This window comes from Streptomyces sp. NPDC001068 (genome assembly GCF_042897315.1).
In the GTDB taxonomy this organism is placed as follows: Bacteria; Actinomycetota; Actinomycetes; order Streptomycetales; family Streptomycetaceae; genus Streptomyces.
This window is the reverse complement of the sequence record NZ_JBIAYD010000002.1, coordinates 387,134-410,178: the sequence shown is the minus strand read 5'-3', so window position 1 is coordinate 410,178 and position 23,045 is coordinate 387,134. Positions and strand designations below refer to the sequence as shown.

Here is a 23,045-nt window from a genome sequence, read left to right as displayed (position 1 = left end):
AGAATCGGGGCATGGAGCTGCGACAGATCCGGTACTTCCTGGCGCTGGCCGAGGAATGTCACTTCGGGCGGGCGGCCACCCGCCTGCACGTGGCCCAGCCCGCCCTCTCCCAGCAGATCAAACAGCTGGAGAAGGAGCTGAGGACCACCCTGTTCACCCGCTCCACCCGGCATGTCGCCCTGACCGAGTCCGGACACCACCTCCTGGAGCACGCCCGCACCCTGGTCGCGGAGGAGGAACGCACCCGCCGGCACATGTCGGAGCTGGCCGGCGGCCACGCCGGACGGGTCTCGACCGGCTTCATCGGCACCGCCACCTACGACCTGCTGCCGCGGGTCGCCCGCACGGTGCGGGCCCGGCTGCCCGGGATCACCATGGACCTGCGCGGCGAACTCCTCAGCCCCGACCTGGTCGACGGCCTGCTCACCGGCGTCTACGATCTGGCGGTCCTGCGCGGACCGGCCGAGCACGAGGACATCCGCACCACACCCCTGCGCTCCGAGTCCCTGGTCGCCGTGCTCCCCTCGCACCACCCGCTCGCCGACCGGAGCAGCGTTTCGCTCAAGGCGCTCGCCGACGAACCGTTCGTCGTCCACTCCTCGCGGTCCTCCATGTACGGCCGGGTCCTGGCCGCCTGCCGGCGCGCCGGATTCCAGCCCGCCTCCCTGATGGAGGTCGGCGAGACGGCGACCCTGGTCGTCTTCGTGGCGGCAGGACACGGCGTCGCCCTCGTCCCCGCGCCGGTGCAGAGCCTGCGCCTCGCCAGCGTCGCCTACGTACCCCTCAGCCGGACGGAATCCGTCGACCTGGTCCTCGCGAGCCACGCCCGGCGCTCCACCCCCGCCACCGAACAGGTCGCCTCCGTGATCAGGGAATGTGTCGACGACCCCGACCACCGGCCGGGCGCGCCCTCTACGCTGGAGGGATGACGAGCGGCACAGCGAGTGCACCGGTGCGCTTCAGCACGGCCGGACTCCCCGAGGCGGAACGCATCGCCCTGTGGGAGGACCACAACGCCCAGGCCCTGATCGGGCTGCGCTGCCGCTCCCTGCACGACACGGCCCTGGAGGCCACGGAGATCAACCTCCAGCTGCCCAGGGCACACCTCGCCCGGGTCCTCGGCAGCCCGCACGTCGTCGAGCGCCCCGACGCCGAGATCCGCCGCGTGCCCTCGGACGCCGTCGCCTGCTACCTGACCGTGGCCGGTGACGCCTTCTTCTACAGCGACGACGGCGTACGGCTGCTGCGCCCGGGACAGCTGCTGGTCTGCGACGCCGACCGGCCCTTCGTCCGGGGCTTCTCGCACGGCCTCGAGGAACTCGCGGTGAAGATCCCGCACACGGTCTGGCGCGAGCTCGGCGCACCGCCCGCCCTGCCGCAGCCGGTGGTCGTCGACGCCGACGCCGTCCACCTGCGCACCCTCGCCGCCCTCGTCGGCCGGGCCCTGGCCCCGGAGTCCGCCGTCGCCGCGGACGTGGACGAGGACGCCGTGCTCGACCTGCTGGTGTCCGCCGCGAGCGGCCGTGCCCCCGCCCTGTCCGCCGTCCATCTGAGAGTCGCGAAGACCTACATCGACGACCACCTGGCCGATCCGGGACTCACCGCGGCCCGCATCGCCCGCGGCATCGGGATCAGCGAACGGCATCTGTCCCGGGTGTTCGCCGCGGGCGGCACCAGCGTGCCGCGCCACCTGCTGCAGCGCCGCCTGGAGCGGGCCCGCGCCCTGCTCGGCGCCGGGGGAGAGACCACCGTGGCCGAGGTGGCCGAGCGCTGCGGGTTCGCGTCGGCCGCCCACTTCTCCCACCGGTTCAGGGAACGCTACGGCCTGCGCGCCACCGACGTCCGGCGCGAGGCACGCGCCGGATCCTGAGGCCGGAGGGTCACGTGCCGTCGGGTGCCAGAACGATGTCGAAGCGGACCCGGGACCAGGACCGCCCGCCGAGTTCGCGCCCGTCCGGCGTCGGCGTACCCGGGGGCTGCGACACGAAGTCCTTCACGAGCGACTCCTTCACTCCGAACACCGAGTCCCGGTCGAGGAGTTCGTCCCCGCGGACGAAGATGTGCGTCACCAGGGTGCGCAGCGCGGGCGCGCTCACCATGAAGTGCAGGTGGGAGGCGCGCATGGGCGACCGGCCGGTCGCCGCCAGCAGCCCGCCCACCGGGCCGTCGTACGGGATGGGATACGGCGTCGGCGTGAGCCCCCAGAACCGGTAGCGGCCGTCGGCGTCGCTGAACAGGTGGGCCCGCGCCGCCAGCCGCTCGTCCCCGTACTGCGTGTCGTAGAAGCCGTCCTCGTCCGCCTCCCACACCTCGAGCCGCGCCCCGGCCACCGGGTTTCCGGCGTCGTCGGTGACGGTGCCCTCCACCCAGCAGGGTTCCCCGGCGGCCCCGAAGGCGAGATCGCCGCCCTGGGCGATCTCGGGGCTGTTGTCCACGAAGAACGGACCGAAGACGGTGGCCTCGGTGGCGTCGCCGTACGCCTCGTTGTTCACGGCGACCGTCTGCATCGACGCGCCGAGGACGTCCGAGAGCAGGATGAACTCCTGACGGCGCTCGTCGGTGATGTGACCGGTGCGGGTGAGGAACTCGATGCCCCGGGTCCACTCGTCCTCGGTGAGCCGGACGTCCCGGACGAAGGCGTGCAGGTGGTCGACGAGCGACCGCATGATCTCGCGCAGCCGGGGGTCCTCGCAGCCGTCGAAGGAGGCCAGCACCTGGCGGGTGATCCGCTCCTCGCGCTCCCGCTGCTCGGCCGGGACGGGTTTGCGGGCGGCGGGGGTGTCGTTCATCGGCCCTCCCAGGCGTTCCGGACGAGTTCGGTGATCGCGTCGGGGGTGACCGGCCGCGGGTTGTCCGGCGGCGCGGCGGCCACCACGGCCGCGGCCGCGGCCGCCACGCCCTCCCGGGGCATGCCGAGTTCGCGCAGCGAGCGCGGCGCGTCGAGCCGTTCGCGGAGCCCGGCGAGCCCTTCGACGGCGGTCGGGGCATCGAAGGCCGCGGCCAGCCGCCGTTCGGCGTCGGGCGCGAACGGCGCGTTGAAGGCGAGGACATGGGGGAGGACGACCGCGTGGGTCTGGGCGTGCGGAAGGTTGAACATGCCGCCCAGCACATGGCAGACCTTGTGGTGCAGTCCGGATCCGGCGGAGGCGAACGCCACGGCGGACAGGTAGGCGCCGTACAGCGTCTGTTCCCGGCCGTCCAGGCCTGCCGGGTCCTTCACGACCAGCGGCAGTCCCGTGCGCAGCGCCCGTACGCCCTCGGCGGCCAGGGCCTGGTCGATCGGGTCGGTCCGCGGTGCCCACATGGAGTCCACGCAGTGGGCGAGCGCGTTGAGACCCGAGGCGACGCTCAGGCCGGCCGGCAGGGAGAACGTCAGGGAGGCGTCGTAGACGACCGCGCGCGGCAGGACCCGCGCGTCCGTGCCGGTGGTCTTCACGGAGTTCTCGGTCAGCCCCCACACGGCGGTGGCCTCGGAGCCGGCGTACGTCGTCGGGACGGCCACGATCGGCAGTCCGGTGGTCAGCGCGACCGCCTTGGCCAGGCCGGTGGTGGAGCCGCCGCCGACGCTGACCAGCGCGTCGACGTCGTGTTCGGCGGCCGCAGCCCGGGCCCGCCCGGCGACCTCGACGGGCACGTGCATGACGACGTCGTCGTGCCGGTGCGCCACCGGCAGTCCCGCGGTCACGCGGTCGGCCGACTCCCGTTCGGAGGTGCCCGCGATGACCATCACCCGGCGGGCGCCGAGCGCGGCGACCTCCGCGGCCAGCTCCTCCCGCGCCGAGCCGGAGGCGAACCGCACGCGCTGCGGCAGCGTGTCGTGGACGAACCGCATGGACTAGCCCCTTCCCAGGACGGAGAGCAGCGCGGCACGCAGCTGCTCGTCGGGATTCTCCGGCAGTTCCATGGCCCGCCACGCGATGTGCTTGTCGGGCCGCACCAGCAGCACACCGCTCTCGTCGATCTCGCGCAGCTTGGCCCAGTCGTAGTACAGGTCGGTCACCTCACGGCCGGGGCCGATGACCACCGCGGCGAGCGGAACACCGAGTTCCGCGCCGACCTTCTCGGCCGCCCGCTCCCAGGCCTCGCCCGCGATGCCGGTCAGCAGCGTCCAACGGCCGTACGGCGCCAGGTCCATGAGCGCGTGACGGTGCGCGCTGTCCCCGACCCAGGCGTGCGGAAGGTGCGCGCCGGGGACGGTCGACATCTCGTAGTAGAGGTCGGCGTCGCGGGCCGGGGCGGGCCGTTCGCCGCCGGCGGGGACGACGGCCGTCGAGGTGTAGTGCTGGCCCAGTTCGACGCCGTGCGCGTTGAACTCGTAGTTCTTGAGCTCCATCGCGCGCACCAGCGCGGCCCGCTTGGCGGCACCGGCCGGGGTGTTGGCCTTGCGCTCCTCGATGGCCGCCGTCATCGCCGCCTCGTCCGGCGCCCCGAGCACGCCCAGCGCCTCGAAGATGTCGACGAACTCGCGGCTGGACCTGTTGGCGCGCTTGACGATGCGCTCGGCGACGGGCGCCCGTTCGGCCGTGTAGGTCTCCAGCAGGGCCGGTCCGGCGTGCCCCTTGAGCACCGCCGCGATCTTCCACGCCAGGTTGTACGCGTCCTGCACCGAGGTGTTGGAGCCCAGGCCGTTGCTCGGCGGGTGCCGGTGCACTGCGTCGCCCGCGCAGAACACCCGGCCCTGCTGGAGCCGCGTCGCGTACATCTCGTTGTTGCCCCACAGGCTGGTGCCGGTGATCTCCACCTCCAGGTCGGGTGCGCCGAGGAGGTTGCGGACGATCTGCACGGCGGCGGCCTCGTCGACGACCGGGGGTTCCCCGGAGATGTCGTAGCCCCACACGATCAGCCACTCGTTCCACGGGCGCACCATGCGCACGAGCCCGGCGCCGATGCCGCCGACGTTCGAGCCGGGCTGCACCACCCAGTACAGGACGGACGGGCGGTGGGCGACGTAGCGGCTGATGTCCGCCTTGAAGGTGATGTTCATCGAGCCGGCGATGTCCATCGCGCCCTCGAAGGGCAGTCCGATGTCCGCGGCGACCTTGGAGCGGGCGCCGTCCGCGCCGATCAGGTACTTCGCGCGGATGCTGTACTCGTGCCCGGTGAGCCGGTCCAGGACCCGCACGGTGACGCCGTCGGCGTCCTGGGTGTGGGACAGGTACTCGCTGGAGAAGCGCGTCTGCGCCCCGCGCTGCGCCGCGTTGCGGACCAGGATCGGTTCGAGGTACGTCTGCGGGATGTCCACGGTGAGGCAGGGAGAGGCCAGCCGGTAGTCCGCCTCGCGGTCCGGCCGGGTCCCCCAGGTACGGATGCGGCCGATCTCCTCACCGGTGATGCTGGTGCAGAAGACCGTGTCGCCGACCAGCGAGTGGTCGGTGGCGTCGGCCAGCACCTGTTCCTCGATGCCCAGATCGCGGAAGACCTCCATCGAGCGCTGGTTGGTGATGTGCGCGCGGGGGGTGTTCGCCGTCCACCGGTACTTGGTGATCATGATGGTGTCGACGCCCAGCGAGGCCAGCAGCAGCGTGGCGGAGGCGCCCGCGGGACCGGATCCGACCACCACGACGTCGGTGGTGACGGCCGAGTCGGCCGGTGGCTCGGTCTCGGACATCCCGTCGTTGAAGATGGGCATCGTGCTGGCCTTTCGTCGATCCGGCGGCGTTGCGCCAGTGTGGGACCGACTCGGACGGGACGGAACAGCACGGCGGCGAGGTCGGCGGATACGCCAAGACATGGCGGATCCACGAAGTTCCCGGCGGCCGGTTCGGGGCCGTGGCGCCGCACGCGCGGCGGACCGGACCGTTCCGGCGTCGGCTCGGAACGATCCGGTCCCCGGGACCCGGAGAGCAGCGGTCAGACACAGCCCGCCGCGAGGGGCGTGCGCTGGGAGAGCAGGCGGCGCCGGGGTTCCTGGGGCGACACCCCGCCGAACTGGACGTCCCAGCCGCCGCCGCGCCAGGTGAGGAAGACCGCGCGCAGCGGTGGCACGGCCAGGTGCCAGAAGGCCCGAGCGGGGACGGCCAGCGCGTCGATGAGCACGGCCCGCACGACGGCCGCCTCGGTGATGGCCACCGCGTGGCCGGTGTGCGGGGCCACGCTGCCCAGCCACTCGGCCGACCGGCGGCAGAGCTGCCGCACCGATTCCCCGCCGTGCGGGGTGGCGTCCGGGTCCGTGAGCCAGGCGGTGAACCCGGCCGGGTCGGCCGCGGCGACCTCGCGCACGGTGCGACCGGACCACCTGCCGACGTTGAGATCGCGCAGCATGGGTTCCGACGACGCGACCAGGCCGATGGCGTCGGCCGTCTCCGAGCAGCGCATCGAGGGCGCCCGGACGGCCTGCTCGCCGGGGGAGAGCACCGCTCTCGCCGCGTCCGCCATGTGCATGGCGTCCTGGCTCAGGTGGGCGTCGCCGAGCAGCGGGTCCTGGGTGGGGTCACCGCCGGGCGCGCACAGGAGCGTCAGCTGGATCGACATGGGGTTACCCCTTTCCTGGCCGAGCGTGACCGCAGACGGTGGGAACCGCTGCCGGCACCTCGTGTCTCATGTGCTCCACCATCGCTGCGCACCCCCCGGCAGCACCATCCGCCAGGTGTCCGAACCACCCGGCCACCCGGCCGACCCACCCGCTTGACCTGCGAAGACGCCAGAAGGCGATGCGGCGGCCGAGTCACCGGTCGCGTTCGAGAGGCAGCTCCAGGCACAGCTCGTAGCCGCCCTCGGCCGTCGGCCCGGACGTGACGGTGCCGCCCAGGAGCTCCGCCCGCTGGGCCAGGCCGGCCAGGCCGTGGTGGGCGCTCGGCAGGGCGAGCGCGCTCCGCGTGGGTGCCGTGTTGGTGACCGTCGCGCGCAGTACGCCGTCACAGAGCCCGATCCGGACGGTCACGGTGGCGCCCGGGGCGTGTTTGCGCACGTTGGTCAGGGCTTCCTGCACGGTCCGGTAGACGGCCCGCTGAACCGTGGGCGGAGGGTCCTCGGGCAGGTCGATCTCCAGCTTCGCCTCGATGCCGCCGGCCTCCAGCAGATGTTCCAGGTCGGCGAGGGAGGGCTGCGGGGTGAGCTCGGTGGGTCTGCTGCCCGAAGCCCGCAGGACGCCGACCATGTGCCGCAGCTCCTCCAGCGTCTGCACGCTCAGCCGTCGGATGGTCGCCGCGGCCTGTCTCGTCTCGTCGTCCCGGCCGCCGACCTGGAGCGCGCCGGCCTGTACGGCGATCAGGCTGACCTGGTGGGAGACCACGTCGTGCATCTCCCTGGCCAGCTGCGCGCGCTCCTTCGCCAGGACGCTCTGGGCGGTCAGCAGCCGCTCCTGCCTGCGGGCCGCGGAGATGTCGGCCAGCCGCACCGACAGCTCGCGGCGGGCCTGGACGAGCTGCCCGAGGAAGACCGGGGCGGCGGCGGTGGCCAGGGTGTAGCTGAGGTGGAACACGCTGTTCGTCCGGGACAGCTCGGTGGCGTCCAGCGACGACCAGGGCCACGGCAGGAAGTCGATGATCGCGTAGACCAGCGCGCAGCCGCCCAGCAGCAGGCGTTTGCGGTTGAGCGAGGACAGCGTGTACAGCGCGACCATGGGGGCGGCCACCGCGTCGGTGACCAGGCCGGTGGGCAGGGTGAGGGCGAAGGTCAGCAGGGGTGTGCGGTGACGCAGCAGCAGGGAGAGGGCGCCGACCACCGCACAGGCGGTGGTCGTCCGGTCCGCGAGGTCGACGTGCGCCCATCCGTCCGCCAGCGCGATCGCGACGAGGGCGAGTTCGAGGAGCGCGGGCCGCGACGGCCGGCGGATCACCGGACGCCCTCGTCGTCGGCGTGCGCGAGCAGGCCCGCACGCTCGGCGATCAGGGCCGCCTGCACCCGGCTGCCCACCCGCAGTTTGCCGAGCACGCTGGTCACGTGGCCCTTGATGGTGCCGGTACTGAGGTGCAGCCGTTCGCCGATCTCGTTGTTGGCGAGCCCTTCCGCCATGAGGACCAGCACGGCACGCTCACGCTCGGTGAGCCGCGCGGTCAGCCGCATGGCGCCGGGCTCACGGACGCTGTTGTCGAGGAAACCGCCCACCACCAGCCGGGTCACCTTGGACGACAGCACGGTCCCCTGCTCGGCCAGCGAGCGGACCAGATAGGGCAGCTGTTCGGGGTCGGTGTCCTTGAGCAGGAACCCGGCGGCTCCCGAACGCAGGGCGGTCGCCACGTACTCGTCGGTGTCGAACGTGGTGAGCATGGCGACCACCGGGGGTTCCGGCAGGCCGCGCAGGTCGGCCAGGATCGTGAGGCCGTCCACGTCCGGCATCCGGATGTCGAGCAGGACCACGTCAGGGCGCAGCTCCCGCACGGTGTGCACGGCCTGCCCGCCGGGTACCGCGGCGACCACCTCGATGTCGTCCGCCGTCTGGAGGATGTGCGTGAACCCCGTGCGGATCAAAGCCTCGTCGTCGACCACCAGTACCCGGATCATGTGCGCTCCGCTCCTCGCATGTCCCGGTCGATGCGTTCCCCGGGGGAGCGGACGCCTCGGCGGACGGCGGGCAGAACCCGCCGGTTGGCCCCGCGACCTCAGCCGGTCGGCGGGCGGCAGCCGCCCGCCGACCGGCGCACCGGTGGCTCAGCCCATCTGTCCGGTGCGGGCGTCGTGCCACAGGTCGACGCCGCCGTCGATCGCGTACGTGTCGATCTCGGCCAGCTCCTCCGCGGTGAACTCCAGGTTCTCCAGCGCCGCGACGTTCTGCTCCAGCTGTTCGGTGCGCGACGCGCCGATGACCAGCGAGGTGACCCGCGTGTCGCGCAGTGCCCAGGCGAGGGCCATCTGCGCGAGGGTCTGCCCACGGCGCTCCGCGATGCCGTTCAGGGCACGGAGCCTGCCCACCATGTCGTCCGACAGCCAGTCCGTGTCGAACGACGTGCCGGCCGCGGCCCGCGAGCCCTCCGGGATCCCGTCCAGGTAGCGCCCGGTGAGCAGGCCCTGGGCGAGGGCCGTGAACCCGATGACGCCGAAGCCCTCCTCTTGCGCCACGTCCAGCAGCCCGTCCGTCTCGATCCAGCGGTTCACCATGTTGTACGACGGCTGGTGGATGAGGAGCGGAGTGCCGAGGTCCCGCAGGATCGCGGCGGCCTGCCGGGTGCGCTCGGCGTCGTAGGAGGAGATGCCGACGTACAGCGCCTTGCCCTGGCGGACGGCGGTGTCCAGCGCGCCCATCGTCTCCTCCAGGGGCGTGCCCGCGTCCAGGCGGTGGGAGTAGAAGATGTCGACGTAGTCGAGGCCCGTGCGCCGCAGGGACTGGTCCAGGGAGGCCAGCAGGTACTTGCGGGAGCCGCCGCCCTGCCCGTAGGGCCCCGGCCACATGTCCCAGCCCGCCTTGGTCGAGACGACCAGCTCGTCCCGGTACGGCGCGAGGTCCTGCTTCAGCAGCCGCCCGAAGTTGGTCTCCGCGGAGCCGTAGGGCGGCCCGTAGTTGTTGGCCAGGTCGTGGTGGGTGATACCGAGGTCGAAGGCGCGCAGCGCGATGTCCCGCTGGCTCTCGAACGACCGGTCGTCACCGAAGTTGTGCCAGTAGCCCAGCGACAGGACGGGCAGGTCGAGGCCCGAGCGCCCGGTGCGCCGGTAGCGCATCGTGCCGTTGTACCGCTCGGGATCCGCGACGTGGTTCATGGGGGTCTCCGCAGGTGACAGTGGGTTTCGTACCGTTCGAGGGGTGAACGTGCCTACTGTGCCCCGGCTCGATTGCCGAGTCCAACAGCTCACGTACATCGGATTTATCGCTGTCACTTCTCAAACGGGCACCCTTCGGCGGGCCGCCACGGCGGTGCGGGGACGGATCGCGTGTCCGTCCCCGCGTGCGGTGGGGAGGGTCAGACGTCCGCCGTGAAGGAGTAGTGCCCGGACGGCAGATGGTAGGCGGCCGGGCCGGCCGGGACCGCCTCGGCCGGGGCGGCGACCGACTCCGGCCGGGAGGTGGGCACGGTGACGGCGGCGAAGGTGTTGACGGGCACGGTGACGTGCAGCCGCAGCCGGCCGCCGGAGACAGCCCAGTTGCTCGCCGCGCTCCCGTAGGGGGTGTCGTACGTGCTGACCGCGGAGGTCAGGCCGCCGCCGGGCCGCGGCGCGATGCGCAGCGAGGCGTAGCCGGGGCTCGCCGGGCCGAGGCCGCCGACCTGTCGGTAGAGGAAGTCGCCGACCGACCCGAGGCCGTAGTGGTTGAAGGAGTTCATGCCCGGGTCGTTGAACGAGCCGTCGGTGCGGATGCCGTCCCAGCGCTCCCAGATCGTGGTGGCCCCGTGGTCGATCATGTAGCCCCAGCCGGGGAAGGAGCGCTGGAGCAGGATCCGGTACGCCGTGTCGACGTGCCCGTGGTCCGCGAGGACCGGCAGGAGGTTCTCCACTCCGAGGAAACCGACGCTGAGGTGCCCGTCCCGGGCCGCGACCTCGGCGGCGAGCCGGTCGGCGGCCGCCCGGGCCAGGGGATCGGGCAGCAACTCGAAGGCCAGGGCCAGCACGTAGCCGGTCTGGGTGTCGCCGCGGACGGTGCCGTCGTCCGAGACGAAGCGGGCGCGGAAGGCGGCCGCGACCTGGTCGGCGAGCCGCCCGTAGGCGGTGGCCTCGGCGCCGCGGCCGGTGGCGGCCGCCATCCGCGCCACCAGGCGGGCCGACCGGGCGAAGTAGGCCGTGCAGACGAGATCCTGCGCGGTGTTGTCGTCGACGTTGAGCCAGTCGCCGAAGGTCTGCCGGTCGCGGATCAGATCGGCACCGGCGGTGGCACGCAGGTGGTCGACCCACGCGGCCATCGCCGTGAAGTGCCGGTCCGCGACGGTGAGATCGCCGAAGCGCTGCCACAGCGTGTAGGGGACGACCGTGCCCGCGTCGCCCCAGCCGGCCGTGCCGGAACCGCCGATCACCGCGGGCGCGACATCGGTGAAGGCGCCGTCGGACTGCTGCGCGTCCACCAGGTCGTCCACGAACTTCGCGAGGAGGGCGTGCGTGTCCAGGTTGAAGGTGGAGGTCGCGCAGAAGGCGGCTATGTCGCCCGTCCAGCCCAGGCGTTCGTCCCGTTGGGGGCAGTCGGTCGGGATCGACAGCATGTTGCTGCGCTCGCCCCACACGATGTTGTGCTGGAGCTTGTTGAGCAGTGTGTCGGAGGCGCCGAACGTGCCCGGCCGCCGGGCGTCCGTCCACACCGCGCGACCGGTGACGGTGGTGGCGTCGGGCCGGAAACCGGACGGCAGGCCGCTGAGCTCCACGTAGCGGTAGCCGTGCACGGTGAACCGGGGCTCGTACGTCTCCACGCTCCCGGTCCCGGCCAGGGTGAGGCGGTCGGTGGCCTGGGCGGCCCGCAGGTTGGTGGTGTAGAGCGTGCCGTCGGGGTTGAGGACCTCGCCGTGCCGGACGGTGACGGTGGTGCCGGCGTCCCCGCGGACCGCGATGCGGTTCCAGCCCGCGAAGTTCTGCCCCAGGTCGAAGATCCACACCCCCGGCCGGGGCTCGGCCACCGACACCGGGCGGAGTTCCTGCTGAACGGTGACACCGCCGTCGACCTGCGCCACCAGCCGCGGGGCCGGTGCGTCGCGGATGGCGACCGCCGCCCAGCCGGCGTCGTCGAAGCCCGGCGCGTCCCAGCCTTCGACGTGCAGGCGCGCGTCGTAACTCTCGCCCTGGTAGAGGTCGTCAGCGGTGATCGCGCCGGTGGCCGTCCGCCAGCTGTGGTCGGTCACCACCGACTGGGTGGTTCCGTCGGTGTAGGTGAGGAGCAGCTGCGCGCCGTAGTACGGCTGGGTGCCGTAGTGCCGGCTGCCGGCGAAGCCCAGGCTGCCGGAGTACCAGCCGTTGCCGAGCCAGGCGCCGAGCACGTTCGCCCCCCGCCGGATGTGCGCGGTGACGTCGAACACCTTGTACTGGAGGCGCTTCGCGTAGTCCGTCCATCCGGGGGCGAGGACGTCCTCGCCGACCTTCACGCCGTTGAGCCGCGTCTCGTGCAGACCGAGCGCGGTGGTCAGCAGCCGCGCCGAGGCGACCGGACCCCGTACGTCGAAACTCCTGCGCAGCATCGGGGCCGGCCCGACGACCTGGACGCCCGCTCCCCACGGCCCGCCGCCGTAGGGGGCGAGCACCTGGGCGGCGGGCCAGGCGCCGTCGTCGTACCCGGGGTCCGTCCAGTCGGCGGGCGGGTCCTGGTGGGCCCGCCACGCGTCGTCGGTGACCAGGGACGGTCCGCCGCTCACCGTGAGCCTGGCGATGAGCCCGGCCGGGGAGACGGTCGTGTTCCGGCAGGCGACCGCGAGGGTGTTGGCGCCGCTCCTCAGGTGCGGGGTGACGTCGACCGACACGGCGGTCTTCCACGAGTCGGTCACCCGGGGCGAGGCGCTGACCGGGGTCCCGTTGACCCACACGTCGGCGGTGTCGTCGCCGGTGACGATCAGGCTCGCGGCGGCCGGTGTGTCCGTCAGGGTGAAGCCGCGCCGGAAGTACCGGGTCGCGACGGGTGCCTCGGAGGCCGGATCGCCTTCCGGGTACCAGATCCAGTCGGCGCCGGACAGGTCCGGTCCCGGTGGCCGCCCGACGAACGCGGCGGACCACTCCTGCGCGGGCGCCAGCAGCCCGGTCTCGAACCACGCCGGCTCGCTCCACGCGGACGCCCGGCCCTGCGTGTCCCAGACCCGCAGCCGCCAGAAATAGCGGGTCAGGCTCTTCAGGGGCGCGCCTGCGTAGGCGATGTCGAGCTGCCGGTCGGACGCGACCCGGCCGCTGTCCCACAGGTCACCGGAGCCGTCGGCCCCGGCGGAGACCTGGATCCGGTAACCGCCCTGCCGTTGCTGCCGCTCCGCCGAGTCGAGGGTCCAGCCGAAGCGCGGCCGGGCCGCGTCCACGCCCAGGGGGAGTTCGCGACGTTCGACGCTGCGGGCGGCCACCCGCAGCGGGGACGGGGCCGCGAGGTCGGGAGCGGCGACACGGGAGTACCAGGGTGCCGTTCCGTAGGCGCCGAGATCGCGGGCGGCCGGCCAGCCTTCGCCGGTGAAGCCGGACCGCTCCCAGCCGGCGGGCACGTCCTTGCCCGCCGACCAGCGGCCGTCGGTGACGACATCGGTCGTGCCGCCCGTGGCCAGCACGCGGATCCGGCCGATGACGCCGGCCGGGCCGCCCTCGTTCCGGCACGCCAGCGCGAGGGTGTTGGTTCCCGCGGTGAGGGCGGGCCGCAGGTCCACGTACAGGGCGTCGCGCCAGGACTCGGCGACTCTGGGGGAGCCGGCGAGGGGTGTCCCGTTGAGCCACACGTCGACCGAGTCGTCCCCGGTGACGACGAGTTGGGCGTCGCTCACCGCGCCTTCGGCGACGGTGAACTCCGTGCGGAAGTAGCGGTGTCCGGCGGGGGCGCCGGAGCGCGGATCGCCCTCCGGGTACCAGATCCAGCGGGCCGGGGACAGCCCGACGGGCCCGGCGGCCGGTGTGCCGGTGGCCGCCCGCGCGGGCTGGGCGAACGTGCCGACGGCTCCCGCGGTGACGGCGCCCGCCGTCAGCGCCGACGCCGTGGAGAGGAAGCCGCGTCTGCTGACCGGGGACTCCTCGTGGGGCGTGCGCGAGCCGGGGGTGGGGGGTGTGGGCTGACTGTCCAACGGAGCACTCCTTCACACGGGACGGGCGAAGCGGAACGGTGAGTGCGAACGTGATTGCGATGGAAGCAATTGAAACGTTTCAATCTGTTAATGCGGTGGCAATGTACGAAAGTTGCCGAGGAGCGTCAAGAGGAAGCGGCATCGTTTCACCGATGTCCGTGAGCCACTGTGAACGGCGGCCGCGCAGGCCCGCGCATGCCCGCGCGGGCCCGTGGCGCCGGCGAAGAACCAGGTCGGAGCCCGGTTCGAAGACCCCGGAAGCACGCGACCCACGGCCGGCGCGGCCGCTGGCGAGAAATGAGTGCTATTTTCGGTCAAAAGATCTCGATAATCGGTGAGTCGGCTTGCGGGTGAATTGCGGCTGGCAGAGCATTCGGGATGCACCCGGCGGGGAGGCTGGGGGTCAGGGGAGAGGAATGGCCGAGGGCATTCGGTTCGTCGTGCTCGGGGCCGTACAGGTAATCCGCAACGGGACGGCCCTTCCCACCAGGTCTCCGCAGCAGCAGGCGCTGCTGAGCGCCCTGCTGCTCAGGTCGGGCAGGGGCGCCTCCGCGCACGAACTGATCAGCGCCGTCTGGGGCGAGGACCCCCCGGACTCCGCCCTCTCCACACTGCGCACCTACGCGTGGCGGCTGCGCCAGGTCATGGAGGAGGACCGGGCCGCGCCCAAACTCCTGGTGTCGCTGCGCGACGGCTACCAACTCACCGTGCCACCCGCGTCGGTGGACGCGGTGCGCGCCGAGGCGCTCGCCGCCGAGGCCCTGCGGGCACGGGACGCCGGCCGGGAGGCCGAGTGCGGCAGCCTGCTGAACGAGGCGCTCGGGCTCTGGCAGGGCGAACCCCTCGCCGGGGTGCCGGGACCCTTCGCCGAACAGCAGCGCTCCCGGCTCGGCGCGCTGCGGCTCACGCTGATGGAACAGCGCTTCGAGCACCGCCTCCGGGAGGGGCGGCACGGGCTGGTCATCCCCGACCTCATCGCCTTCACGCACGAGCACCCGATGCAGGAGAGACCCTACGGCTTCCTGATGCGGGCGCTCTACGCCGCCGGACGCCAGGCCGAGGCGCTGACGGTGTTCGGCAGGGCGCGTCAGGTCCTCGCCGAGGAACTGGGCATCGACCCCGGCCCGGAACTGACCGGCCTGCACGCCCGGATCCTCGCCGGTGACCCCCAGTTGATGGCCCCGGCGGCGGACCGGGCCACGGACTCCGCCGGACCTGCCGCGACGGCCGCCCGGTCGGCGCCAGCACGGGTCGTCGCCGAGGCGGACGAACCCGCCGGACGCGCCGAATCCGCCGAACGCGCCGAACCGGCCGAAGCAGCCGTCGCGATGCCCCTGCGGCCCGCCCAACTACCCGCCGACGCAGCCGACTTCACCGGACGCATCAGCGAGGTCGAGGCGCTGTGCACCGCGCTCACCGACCCCGCCCGGGTGGCCCTGCCCGTCGTCTCCATCAGCGGCATGGGCGGCATCGGCAAGAGCACCCTCGCCCTCCGCGCCGCCCACCGGGCCAAACCCGACTTCCCCGGCGGTCAGCTCTACGCCGACCTGCACGGCAACGGCCTGGAACCGGCCGACCCGGCGGCCGTCCTCGGCAGCTTCCTCACCGCGCTCGGCACTCCCGGACACAGCCTGCCCGCCGCCGCCGAGGACCGCGCCCGTCTCTTCCGCACCACACTCGACGGCCGCCGCATCCTGCTGATGCTGGACAACGCGCGCGACCCCGCCCAGGTGAGACCGCTGCTGCCGGGCTCGGCCGACTGCGGGGTGATCATCACCAGCCGGGGCCGGCTGAGCGGTCTGCCCACCATCCTGCAGACCGACCTCGACGTCTTCGACACCGAGGAGGCGCTCTCCCTGCTCCGCTCGATCGCGGGTGCGGGGCGCGTCGCGGAGGAACCCGGGGCCGCCGCCGACCTGGTGGCCCTGTGCGGGCACCTGCCCCTCGCCGTGCGGATCGTGGCGTCCCGGCTCGCCGCCCGCCCCCGCTGGCGGATCGAGGCCATGACCGTCCGTCTCGCCGACGAACGGCTGCGCATCGGGGAACTGCGCGCCGGCGACCTGGGCGTGGCGGCGGCCTTCGAACTCGGATACCGCCAGCTGACGGACGACCAGGCCCGCGCCTTCCGGCTGCTCGCACCCCTCGCCCGGCCCGGCATCGGTCTGGAGGCCGCCGCGGTGGTCCTCGAACTCGACGAGTACGACGCCGAGGAACTGCTGGAGTCGGTCGTCGACGCGGCCATGCTGGAGGCGCCGCTGCCCGGCCGCTACCGCTTCCACGACCTGCTCCGGTCCTTCGCGCTCCAGCTGACGGCCCCCGCCGCGGCGCACCGCGCCGACGAGCCGTCCGGCACGGCGGGCGCCGAGGGCACCGCCGCCCTCGGCAGGCTCCTCGACCATCTGCTCGACGTGGCCTGCGCGGCGTTCCAGAGCATGGTGCCCGGCGACCCGGTCGGCGCCATCCTCGGCGGCGGCACCCCGCCCGGGCACCGCTTCGCCACCCTGGCCGAAGCCCGTGCCTGGGTGACCTCGGAGTTCGACTGCACCACCAACGCGGTGGCCGCCGCCGCCCGGCTCGCGCTCGGCGGCGACACCCCCATGCTGCGCACGGCCACCGACCTGCTGGTCGCGCTCACCCCGTTCGGCCGGGACATCCCCTACGCGCAACTGGCCACCGCGGCCCGGGTGGTGGCCGAGGCCGCCGCACTGCGGGGCGACGACCAGGCCGAGGGCCGGGCCAGGTTCGTGTGCGGGAACGCGGCGCTGCAGAACACCCAGCTCACCGAGGCGGAGACGCAGACCCGGCTGGCCACCGAAGCCTGCCGACGGGCCGGTGACACCGTCATCCTGCGGCAGATCCTCAACGACCGTGGCCTGATAGCCCAGTTCCAGCACCGGTACGCCGACGCCGTGGACTCCTACGACCGGGCGATCGAACTCGCCAGGGAACTGGGCCACCGCTCCGGCGAGTTGGTGACCCGGCTGAACGCCGCCCAGGCACGGCTGCGCAGTGGACGCGCCCAGGAGGCCGTGACCATGTGCGAGGAGGTGCTGGCCGAACTGCGGGGGGTGGCGGACCCGCACGGCACCTCGTACGCGTGGTACGTGCACGGCATGGCCCTGCACGAACTGGAGCGCCACCCGGACGCCGTCACCAGCTACACCAGATGTCTGGAGACCTGCACGTCCTACCGGATCCGCGGACGCGAGGCGCAGGTCAGGTCCCGGCTCGCGGCCACCTGGCGGACCATGGGGAAGCCGGACCTGGCGCTGACCGAGGCGGCGGCGGCCCTGGCCCTGTGCGAGGAACTCGGCGCCGACCGCGAACGGGGCAACGCCCTGCTGGTGCTCGGCCGGTCCCTCGCCGACCTCGGCGACCGGCCGACGGCACTGACCCGGGCCCGCGAGGCGGTCGCCGTCTTCACCCGCCTCGGACTGCCCGACGCCGACGAGGCGGAGCGGCTCGCGGTCCGGCTGGCGGATCCGCCGGCGACTCCGTGAACGGCTGAACCCCCCTCTCCGACCGGCCCGCTGAACGCCGGAGCGGCCCAGCCGGAGACCGGCTGGGCCGCTCACCCGTACGGGCGGGGCGTCCCGGGTCAGCCCGTGCTGTTCCACTCGTCCGGGGTCCCGCCGTCGGCGAGCACGGTGGTGGCGTGGGCGGGCTTCGGAGCCTCCGGGTGGGTGCCCGCCGACACCGCCGCGGTCAGCGCGACGGCACAGCCGACGGTGGCGATCAGGAGCGCGGCCTTACGCCGGACCAGGGACTTCGGGAGTGCCTTCATCAGGTGCCGTCCGCCTTCGGGATCGGGCCCAGGAGCTGGGTCTCGGGTACCGGGGGGAGCCCGGTGAGGCCGTGTGCCTCGTTCTGCTTCGAGACTGCCGATGTCCGATCTACACAGGATGGAGGCCCGATCACCGCCGCGCCTCCACGGCCGCGGACCGCTGATGATCCCCCGTATATCCGCTCCCACCACCATCCATTGCAGGCGGAGACCAGAACCGGCCTCGGCTCGATCTCGGTGTGGTGATGTGAAGGGAACTCGGCATGGATGGTGGTCAGCCGGTGTCCGGCTTCGGCGAACTGCTCAGATACCGGCGCGAACGCGCCGGAATGACCCAGCAGTGTCTGGCCGATCACGCGACGCTGAGCGTGCGTGCGGTACGGGACATGGAGGCCGGCCGGGTCAGGCGGCCCCGGCACGAGACCGTACGGCTGGTGGCCGACGCGCTGCGGCTGACCGGCGGCGCACGCTCCGCCTTCGAGGCGGCGGCCCGCCGGCAGGTGCCCGAAGAGGAGCCGCTGGCCCCGCCCGCGGCGCGCACCGCGATCGTCGGACGCGAACGGGAGACCGCGGCGCTCACGCACTGCCTCACCGGGGACGGCGACCGGCTGGTGTCGGTGGTCGGCCTGGGCGGGGTGGGCAAGACCCGGCTGGCCCTGGAGGCGGCCTGGCGCACGCACCGCTCGCAGGGCTGGCCGGTGCACTGGACGACCGGCGGCGACCGGCTGTCCCCGGCCGCGCTCACCGGCGGCGACGGCCCCATGGAGATCGCCGGCGACCGGCCGGCGCTCCTGGTGCTCGACGGGGCCGACGACGGTCTCGACCACAGCCTGCTGGACCGGGTCTTCGACCGCCGGCCGGGCCTGCGGGTGCTGATCACCACCCGGTCACCCCTGTCGCTCGACGGTGAACAGGTCGTCCCACTGGCGCCGTTGGACACACCCGGCCCCGACACGGCACCCGGGGACCTGGCGGAGGTGCCGGCCGTACGGCTGATGCTCGCGCACATGCGCCGGCTCCGCCCCGGCCTCACCCTGGAGCCGTCCGACACCCTGGCCATCGCCGGACTCTGCGCGTTCCTGGACGGGCTGCCCCGGGCACTGGAGTACGCGGCCGGCTGGACGCTGCTGGAGTCCCCGCGGCGGCTGACCGAACGGCTGTCCGCGTCCCCCTTCGGGCTGGCCGCCCCGCCGGTGACGCACTGCGAGCGGGGGGACGTGCGCGAGGCGCTGGACGAGGCCCTGCGCTCGCTGACCGCAGATCAGCTGGCCTTCGTACGACTGCTGTCGGACTCGGCGTCCGACTGGTCCCTGGAGGAGGCCGCCGCGGCGGGCGGCCGGAGCGCGCGGGACTGTCACCAGTCCGTGCACGAGCTCCTCTCCCGCGGTCTGCTCCGGCTGACCCCCGATCCGGACGGGGCCCGGTTCGCCGTGCTCAACCTCGTCCGCACGGTCTGCCGGGAGCAGTACGCCACCCCGGGCCTGGCCCAGGTGTCCGGCGAGCCGCTGCCCCGCACCCCCTTCCCCGCGGCGCTGGTCTCCTGACCCGCGACGCGACCTCACCTCGCCGTTCCGCCGCTCCCCCCACCTCCCCATCCCTCACCTCCCCATCCCTACTGAACCAACGAGGAATCTCCGTGGAACTGGGAAAGGCCGAGCGCGTCGGCCTGGACGTCGTCGTCTCGACCATGGCGTCGGACGCACACACATGGAATCTGGTCTTCCTGCAATTGCTGCTGGAAGAACTCGGCCACCGCGTCACCAATCTGGGCGCCTGCGTCCCGGACGCCGAACTGATCGCCGAGTGCCGGCGGCTGGCCCCCGACCTGATCGTCCTCAGCAGCGTCAACGGACACGGGTTCATCGACGCCCAGCGGGTCATACCCGGCCTCCGCGCCTGCCCCGAACTGCTGCGCACCCAGGTGGTGATCGGCGGCAAGCTGGGCATCACCGGCGCCGACGACGGGTCGGTCGCACGGACGCTGCGCGCCGCCGGCTTCGACAAGGTCTTCGAGGAGAGCGCGTCCCCCGACGAACTGCGCTCGTTCGTCCGCGCGCTGTCCCGGGCGGTACCGGTATGACAGCCCCTCCGGTCCCGCCGGCGGTGCCGTTCGGACGCTTCGTGACCCGGGCGCAGGCCCGCGGCCGCCTGGTGGTGCAGCCCCGGATGGGGATGAGCCGGCCCGACCGGATGCGCGACGGCCTGCGGGCCACCCGCGGCGCCGCGGCCACCACGGTCGGCACCATCACCGTCGACAGCTACACCAGGACCGACGACGCGGTGGCGGCCCGCCGGGCCGTCGCCCAGGGCGCGCCGCTCAACGGGTACCCGATCACCACCTACGACCCCTCAGTGACCCGGCAGGTGCTCCGGGACGTCGCGGACGACACGTTCCCGGTGCAGGTCCGGCACGGCTCGGCCCGCCCGGAGCAGATCGTGACCGCGCTGCTGGCCGCCGGACTCGACGCCACCGAGGGCGGCCCCGTCTCGTACTGCCTGCCCTACAGCCGGGTCCCGCTCAACGTCGCCGTGGCCTCCTGGGAACGGAGCTGCGCACTGCTGACCGAGGCCCAGCAGGCCGGCGCCCACCCCCACCTGGAGACGTTCGGCGGCTGCATGATGGGCCAGCTCTGCCCGCCCGGGCTGCTGATCGCCCTCAGCGTGCTGGAAGCCCTGTTCTTCCGGCAGCACGGGCTGCGCAGCGTCTCCCTCAGCTACGCGCAGCAGGCCAACTCCCGCCAGGACGAGGAGTCGGTCAAGGCGCTGTCCCGGCTCGCCACCGCACTGCTGCCGGACGTCGAATGGCACATCGTCGTCTACGCGCACATGGGGATGTACCCGCTGACACCCGAAGGGGCGCGGCTGCTCCTCCAGGAGGCGGCCCGGCTGGCCGTCCGCACCGGCGCCGCCCGGCTGATCGTGAAGACCACCGCCGAGGCGCACCGCATCCCCACCGTCGCCGAGAACGTGCGGGCGCTGGAGACGGCCGCGGCCGCCGCCGCGGACACGTCGGTGCCCGGCGCGGACGACACCCCGGACACCGGGATCCACGCGGAGGCGAGCGCCCTGGTCCACGCCGTCCTCGACCTCGACCGCGACATCGGCCGCGCCCTGGTCACCGCCTTCGCCCGCGGCTACCTCGACGTGCCGTTCTGCCTGCACCCGGACAACGCCGGGCGCGCCCGCAGCGGCCTGGACGCCGAGGGCCGCCTGTACTGGTCCGCCGCCGGAGCGATGCCGCTGCCCGCCCGGCCCGAGCGGGGCCGGTCCCCGATCCTCGGCTCGGACGGCCTGATGGCCGCCCTGTCCCACGTACAGCGGACCTTCGACCGGCGCGCCCGCGCCGAGACCGTTCACCACGTCCCGCCCGTGCACCGCGAGACGACCGACAGATGGGATCCACGACCATGAGCCACGACCTGCTCCACTCCCTGCCCGACCCGCGGGCCCACCTCACCTCCCCGGCCACCCGCAGCACCCTGCGCATCCAGAACCGGCTGGTCGCGGCAGCCCGCGAGTACCTGACAGCGGCGGGGTTCACCGAGCTGCTGCCGCCGGTCATCGGGCCGGTCACCGACCCGGGCAGCCGCGGCTCCAAGCAGGTGGACATCGACTACTACGGCCACCGGTACAAGCTCATGACCAGCGCCATCCTCTACAAGCAGGCGTCCCTGCTGGCCTTCGGCAAGATCTTCTGCATCGCCCCCAACGTCCGCCTGGAGCCGCTGGAGACCACCGACACGGACCGGCACCTCGCCGAGTTCCACCAGCTGGACGTGGAGGTGGCCGGCGCGGACCGCGAGCGGATCACCGGACTCCTGGAGGACCTCGTCGTCCACATGGTCGGCACCACCCGCGACGCGCTGCCCGCCGACTTCGAAACCCTCGGCAGGGACGTGGACGCCTTCACGGAGCTGCTGCGCGGATCGTTCGGCCGGCTCACCCACACGGAGGCGGTCGCCGAACTGCGGGCCGTGGGACACGACCAGAACCCGGACGCCGAGATCGACTGGGCGGGCGAGGCGATGCTGTCCGCGAAGACCGCCCGCCCGTTCTTCGTCACCGACTACCCGAAGGGCTCCCGCGGCTTCTACGACCGCGAGTCGCGCACCGAACCGGGTGTGCTGCGCAACTTCGACCTCATCGCCCCCGAGGGCTACGGCGAGCTGTGCAGCGGCAGTGAACGGACCAACGACTACGCGCAGATCGTCACCCGGATGCGGGAGACCGGTGAGAACCCGCAGAAGTACCGCTGGTACCTCGACCTGGTGCGCGAGGGTGTCCCCGCCAGCGCGGGATTCGGCATAGGCGTCGAGCGGCTGACCCGGTACGTCGCGGGGCGGGACGCGGTGTGGCAGGCCGCGGCCTTCCCCAAGCTGCCCGGGGTGGTCTCGCCGTGAGCCCCGTCGCCCCCGCCTTCCCCGAGGACGAGGTCCGCCGTCGGGCCCGGACCGGAGCGGCCGCCGCGTTCCCGGCCGCCGAGGACTACGGGCGCGTGCTCTTCGGCGCCGGTACGGCCGCCGGTCCGGAGGACGAACTTGACCGGATGCGTCTGGTCCCGCCCGTGTTCATGGAGGAGCGGCTGAAGAAACTCATCGAGCTGGGCCGCGAGCCGATGTACGACGACGTCGAACTCACCACCGGAATCGGTGGGTTCACCGCCGCACTGCCCGTGTACGTGTCGGCACTCGGTTCCACCCGCGCCGCGGGCGGTGACCCCGGCCTCGCGCTCAGCCGCCAGGCCGGCCGCCTCGGACTGCCCATGGTCATCGGCGAGAACGTCGTCCCGGTGCACGGCTACGGCCGCCTGGCCGGCCCCCGGGACCCCGACGGCCCGGACCACGGCGCCTCCACCACCCTGCTCGGCCGGCTGCGCGCCTACAGCGGCGAACTCCCGGACGGACTCGGCGGGGTGGCCGTGCAGCAGAGCACCGAGGACGCCGACGCCGAGGTCTGGAACCTGGTCTACAGCGACCCCGCCGCCCGGCCCCTGCTGGACTCCGGACGCCTAGCCTTCGAGCTGAAGACGGGGCAGGGCGCCAAGCCCGGGCTCGGCGGGATGACCGTGCTCGACGCGGCGACGGCGGCCCGGCTGGCCGACCGGTACGGCCTGGACACGGCTGCCCTCGGCGAGCGGTACGTGCTCCGCTCCAGCAGCCCCGGCACGTTCACCGCGGAGATCCTGCGCCAGCAGGTCCGGCTGATGCGCAACAACTTCCCCCGCGCCCGGATCTGGGTCAAGCTCCACCCCGGCCGGGACGTCGCCGAGGCGGCTCGGGTGGCCGTGGCCGCGGGTGCGGACGCGGTGACCGTGGACGGCGCGGAGGGCGGCACCGGCTGGGCGCCGATCGCCTTCACCGGCCGGGTCGGACTGCCGCTCGCCGCCTGCCTGCGGCGCCTGGCCGCCGATCCGCCGCCGTGCCTGCTGGTGTCGGGCCGGATGTGGGAGGGCACCCGGGCCGTCAAGAGCCTGGCACTGGGCGCCCGGGCGATCGGCCTGGGCCGGGCCGCGCTGCTGGCGGTGGCGGAGGACCAGGACCGGGGGCTGATCCGGTTCACGGAATGCCTCGCCATGGAACTGCGGCTGCTGATCAGCGCCTTGGGGAAATACGCCCCGGACGCGCTCGACGCGCAGGATGTCTGGCATCCGGACGGCGACTGAGCGGGCCGCCGAT

17 protein-coding genes are annotated in these 23,045 nt (G+C 73.2%); 8 read left to right on the top strand and 9 right to left on the bottom strand.

Annotated elements, in window-relative coordinates; genetic code table 11:
• Window positions 1-11 precede the first annotated feature (11 nt).
• Window positions 12-929, top strand: a complete 918-nt coding sequence (locus tag ACFY3I_RS07070; RefSeq protein WP_390859723.1) for a LysR substrate-binding domain-containing protein — start codon at window positions 12-14, stop codon at window positions 927-929.
• A complete protein-coding gene (locus tag ACFY3I_RS07065; protein ID WP_390859722.1) occupies window positions 926-1,870 on the top strand; it encodes an AraC family transcriptional regulator in 945 nt (314 codons plus the stop codon). Before ACFY3I_RS07070 ends, ACFY3I_RS07065 begins: the two co-directional genes overlap by 4 nt.
• A gap of 10 nt (window positions 1,871-1,880) precedes the next feature.
• Here ACFY3I_RS07065 and ACFY3I_RS07060 read toward each other — a convergent pair whose 3' ends face one another.
• The 8 genes from ACFY3I_RS07060 to ACFY3I_RS07025 all read right to left on the bottom strand — a co-directional run bounded on the left by ACFY3I_RS07060 (window position 1,881) and on the right by ACFY3I_RS07025 (window position 13,586).
• On the bottom strand, window positions 1,881-2,789 hold the full coding sequence (locus ACFY3I_RS07060) for an intradiol ring-cleavage dioxygenase (protein WP_390859721.1): 909 nt from the start codon (window positions 2,787-2,789) through the stop codon (window positions 1,881-1,883).
• The gene (locus tag ACFY3I_RS07055; protein WP_390859720.1) at window positions 2,786-3,832 is read right to left on the bottom strand and encodes a maleylacetate reductase; all 1,047 of its coding nucleotides are present in this window, start codon (window positions 3,830-3,832) and stop codon (window positions 2,786-2,788) included. The genes ACFY3I_RS07060 and ACFY3I_RS07055 overlap by 4 nt, the downstream gene beginning before the upstream one ends.
• A gap of 3 nt (window positions 3,833-3,835) precedes the next feature.
• Window positions 3,836-5,629 carry an FAD-dependent oxidoreductase gene (locus tag ACFY3I_RS07050; RefSeq protein WP_390859719.1) on the bottom strand — a complete coding sequence of 598 codons (1,794 nt, stop codon included), beginning with the start codon at window positions 5,627-5,629 and terminating at the stop codon, window positions 3,836-3,838.
• A gap of 221 nt (window positions 5,630-5,850) precedes the next feature.
• Window positions 5,851-6,471, bottom strand: coding sequence for a histidine phosphatase family protein (locus ACFY3I_RS07045; RefSeq protein WP_390859718.1), 621 nt, complete (start codon window positions 6,469-6,471; stop codon window positions 5,851-5,853).
• A 193-nt stretch (window positions 6,472-6,664) separates the two neighbouring features.
• Window positions 6,665-7,777, bottom strand: coding sequence for a sensor histidine kinase (locus ACFY3I_RS07040; protein ID WP_390859717.1), 1,113 nt, complete (start codon window positions 7,775-7,777; stop codon window positions 6,665-6,667).
• The gene (locus tag ACFY3I_RS07035) at window positions 7,774-8,442 is read right to left on the bottom strand and encodes a response regulator transcription factor (RefSeq protein WP_365295684.1); all 669 of its coding nucleotides are present in this window, start codon (window positions 8,440-8,442) and stop codon (window positions 7,774-7,776) included. Before ACFY3I_RS07035 ends, ACFY3I_RS07040 begins: the two co-directional genes overlap by 4 nt.
• 147 nt (window positions 8,443-8,589) lie before the next feature.
• Window positions 8,590-9,633 carry an L-glyceraldehyde 3-phosphate reductase gene (gene mgrA, locus ACFY3I_RS07030; RefSeq protein WP_390859716.1) on the bottom strand — a complete coding sequence of 348 codons (1,044 nt, stop codon included), beginning with the start codon at window positions 9,631-9,633 and terminating at the stop codon, window positions 8,590-8,592.
• A 200-nt stretch (window positions 9,634-9,833) separates the two neighbouring features.
• On the bottom strand, window positions 9,834-13,586 hold the full coding sequence (locus ACFY3I_RS07025; protein ID WP_390859715.1) for a family 78 glycoside hydrolase catalytic domain: 3,753 nt from the start codon (window positions 13,584-13,586) through the stop codon (window positions 9,834-9,836).
• A gap of 416 nt (window positions 13,587-14,002) precedes the next feature.
• Here ACFY3I_RS07025 and ACFY3I_RS07020 point away from each other — a divergent pair, with 416 nt between their 5' ends.
• A complete protein-coding gene (locus ACFY3I_RS07020; protein WP_390859714.1) occupies window positions 14,003-17,086 on the top strand; it encodes a BTAD domain-containing putative transcriptional regulator in 3,084 nt (1,027 codons plus the stop codon).
• Between the two features lie 98 nt (window positions 17,087-17,184).
• On the opposite strand, the gene ACFY3I_RS07015 is transcribed toward ACFY3I_RS07020, so the two are convergent.
• Window positions 17,185-17,370, bottom strand: coding sequence for a hypothetical protein (locus tag ACFY3I_RS07015; RefSeq protein WP_365295692.1), 186 nt, complete (start codon window positions 17,368-17,370; stop codon window positions 17,185-17,187).
• A 263-nt stretch (window positions 17,371-17,633) separates the two neighbouring features.
• Here ACFY3I_RS07015 and ACFY3I_RS07010 point away from each other — a divergent pair, with 263 nt between their 5' ends.
• The 5 genes from ACFY3I_RS07010 (at window position 17,634) to ACFY3I_RS06990 (ending at window position 23,032) form a co-directional block, all read left to right on the top strand.
• Entirely contained in the window at window positions 17,634-18,914 is a 1,281-nt protein-coding gene (locus ACFY3I_RS07010) for a helix-turn-helix domain-containing protein (RefSeq protein ID WP_390859713.1), read from the top strand.
• A 92-nt stretch (window positions 18,915-19,006) separates the two neighbouring features.
• On the top strand, window positions 19,007-19,450 hold the full coding sequence (locus ACFY3I_RS07005) for a cobalamin-dependent protein (protein WP_365295695.1): 444 nt from the start codon (window positions 19,007-19,009) through the stop codon (window positions 19,448-19,450).
• Entirely contained in the window at window positions 19,447-20,781 is a 1,335-nt protein-coding gene (locus ACFY3I_RS07000; RefSeq protein ID WP_390859712.1) for a methylaspartate mutase, read from the top strand. Before ACFY3I_RS07005 ends, ACFY3I_RS07000 begins: the two co-directional genes overlap by 4 nt.
• Window positions 20,763-21,770, top strand: a complete 1,008-nt coding sequence (locus ACFY3I_RS06995) for an asparagine synthetase A (RefSeq protein WP_390859711.1) — start codon at window positions 20,763-20,765, stop codon at window positions 21,768-21,770. The genes ACFY3I_RS07000 and ACFY3I_RS06995 overlap by 19 nt, the downstream gene beginning before the upstream one ends.
• A complete protein-coding gene (locus ACFY3I_RS06990; protein ID WP_390859710.1) occupies window positions 21,767-23,032 on the top strand; it encodes a glutamate synthase-related protein in 1,266 nt (421 codons plus the stop codon). Before ACFY3I_RS06995 ends, ACFY3I_RS06990 begins: the two co-directional genes overlap by 4 nt.
• Window positions 23,033-23,045: the final 13 nt, after the last annotated feature.

Coding starts and splice junctions, on each gene's coding strand:
- ACFY3I_RS07070 (WP_390859723.1), top strand. CDS start 12: ATGGAGCTGCGACAGATCCGGTACTTCCTGGCGCTGGCCGAGGAATGT.
- ACFY3I_RS07065 (WP_390859722.1), top strand. CDS start 926: ATGACGAGCGGCACAGCGAGTGCACCGGTGCGCTTCAGCACGGCCGGA.
- ACFY3I_RS07060 (WP_390859721.1), bottom strand. CDS start 2,789: ATGAACGACACCCCCGCCGCCCGCAAACCCGTCCCGGCCGAGCAGCGG.
- ACFY3I_RS07055 (WP_390859720.1), bottom strand. CDS start 3,832: ATGCGGTTCGTCCACGACACGCTGCCGCAGCGCGTGCGGTTCGCCTCC.
- ACFY3I_RS07050 (WP_390859719.1), bottom strand. CDS start 5,629: ATGCCCATCTTCAACGACGGGATGTCCGAGACCGAGCCACCGGCCGAC.
- ACFY3I_RS07045 (WP_390859718.1), bottom strand. CDS start 6,471: ATGTCGATCCAGCTGACGCTCCTGTGCGCGCCCGGCGGTGACCCCACC.
- ACFY3I_RS07035 (WP_365295684.1), bottom strand. CDS start 8,442: ATGATCCGGGTACTGGTGGTCGACGACGAGGCTTTGATCCGCACGGGG.
- mgrA (WP_390859716.1), bottom strand. CDS start 9,633: ATGAACCACGTCGCGGATCCCGAGCGGTACAACGGCACGATGCGCTAC.
- ACFY3I_RS07020 (WP_390859714.1), top strand. CDS start 14,003: ATGGCCGAGGGCATTCGGTTCGTCGTGCTCGGGGCCGTACAGGTAATC.
- ACFY3I_RS07015 (WP_365295692.1), bottom strand. CDS start 17,370: ATGAAGGCACTCCCGAAGTCCCTGGTCCGGCGTAAGGCCGCGCTCCTG.
- ACFY3I_RS07010 (WP_390859713.1), top strand. CDS start 17,634: ATGGATGGTGGTCAGCCGGTGTCCGGCTTCGGCGAACTGCTCAGATAC.
- ACFY3I_RS07000 (WP_390859712.1), top strand. CDS start 19,447: ATGACAGCCCCTCCGGTCCCGCCGGCGGTGCCGTTCGGACGCTTCGTG.
- ACFY3I_RS06995 (WP_390859711.1), top strand. CDS start 20,763: ATGGGATCCACGACCATGAGCCACGACCTGCTCCACTCCCTGCCCGAC.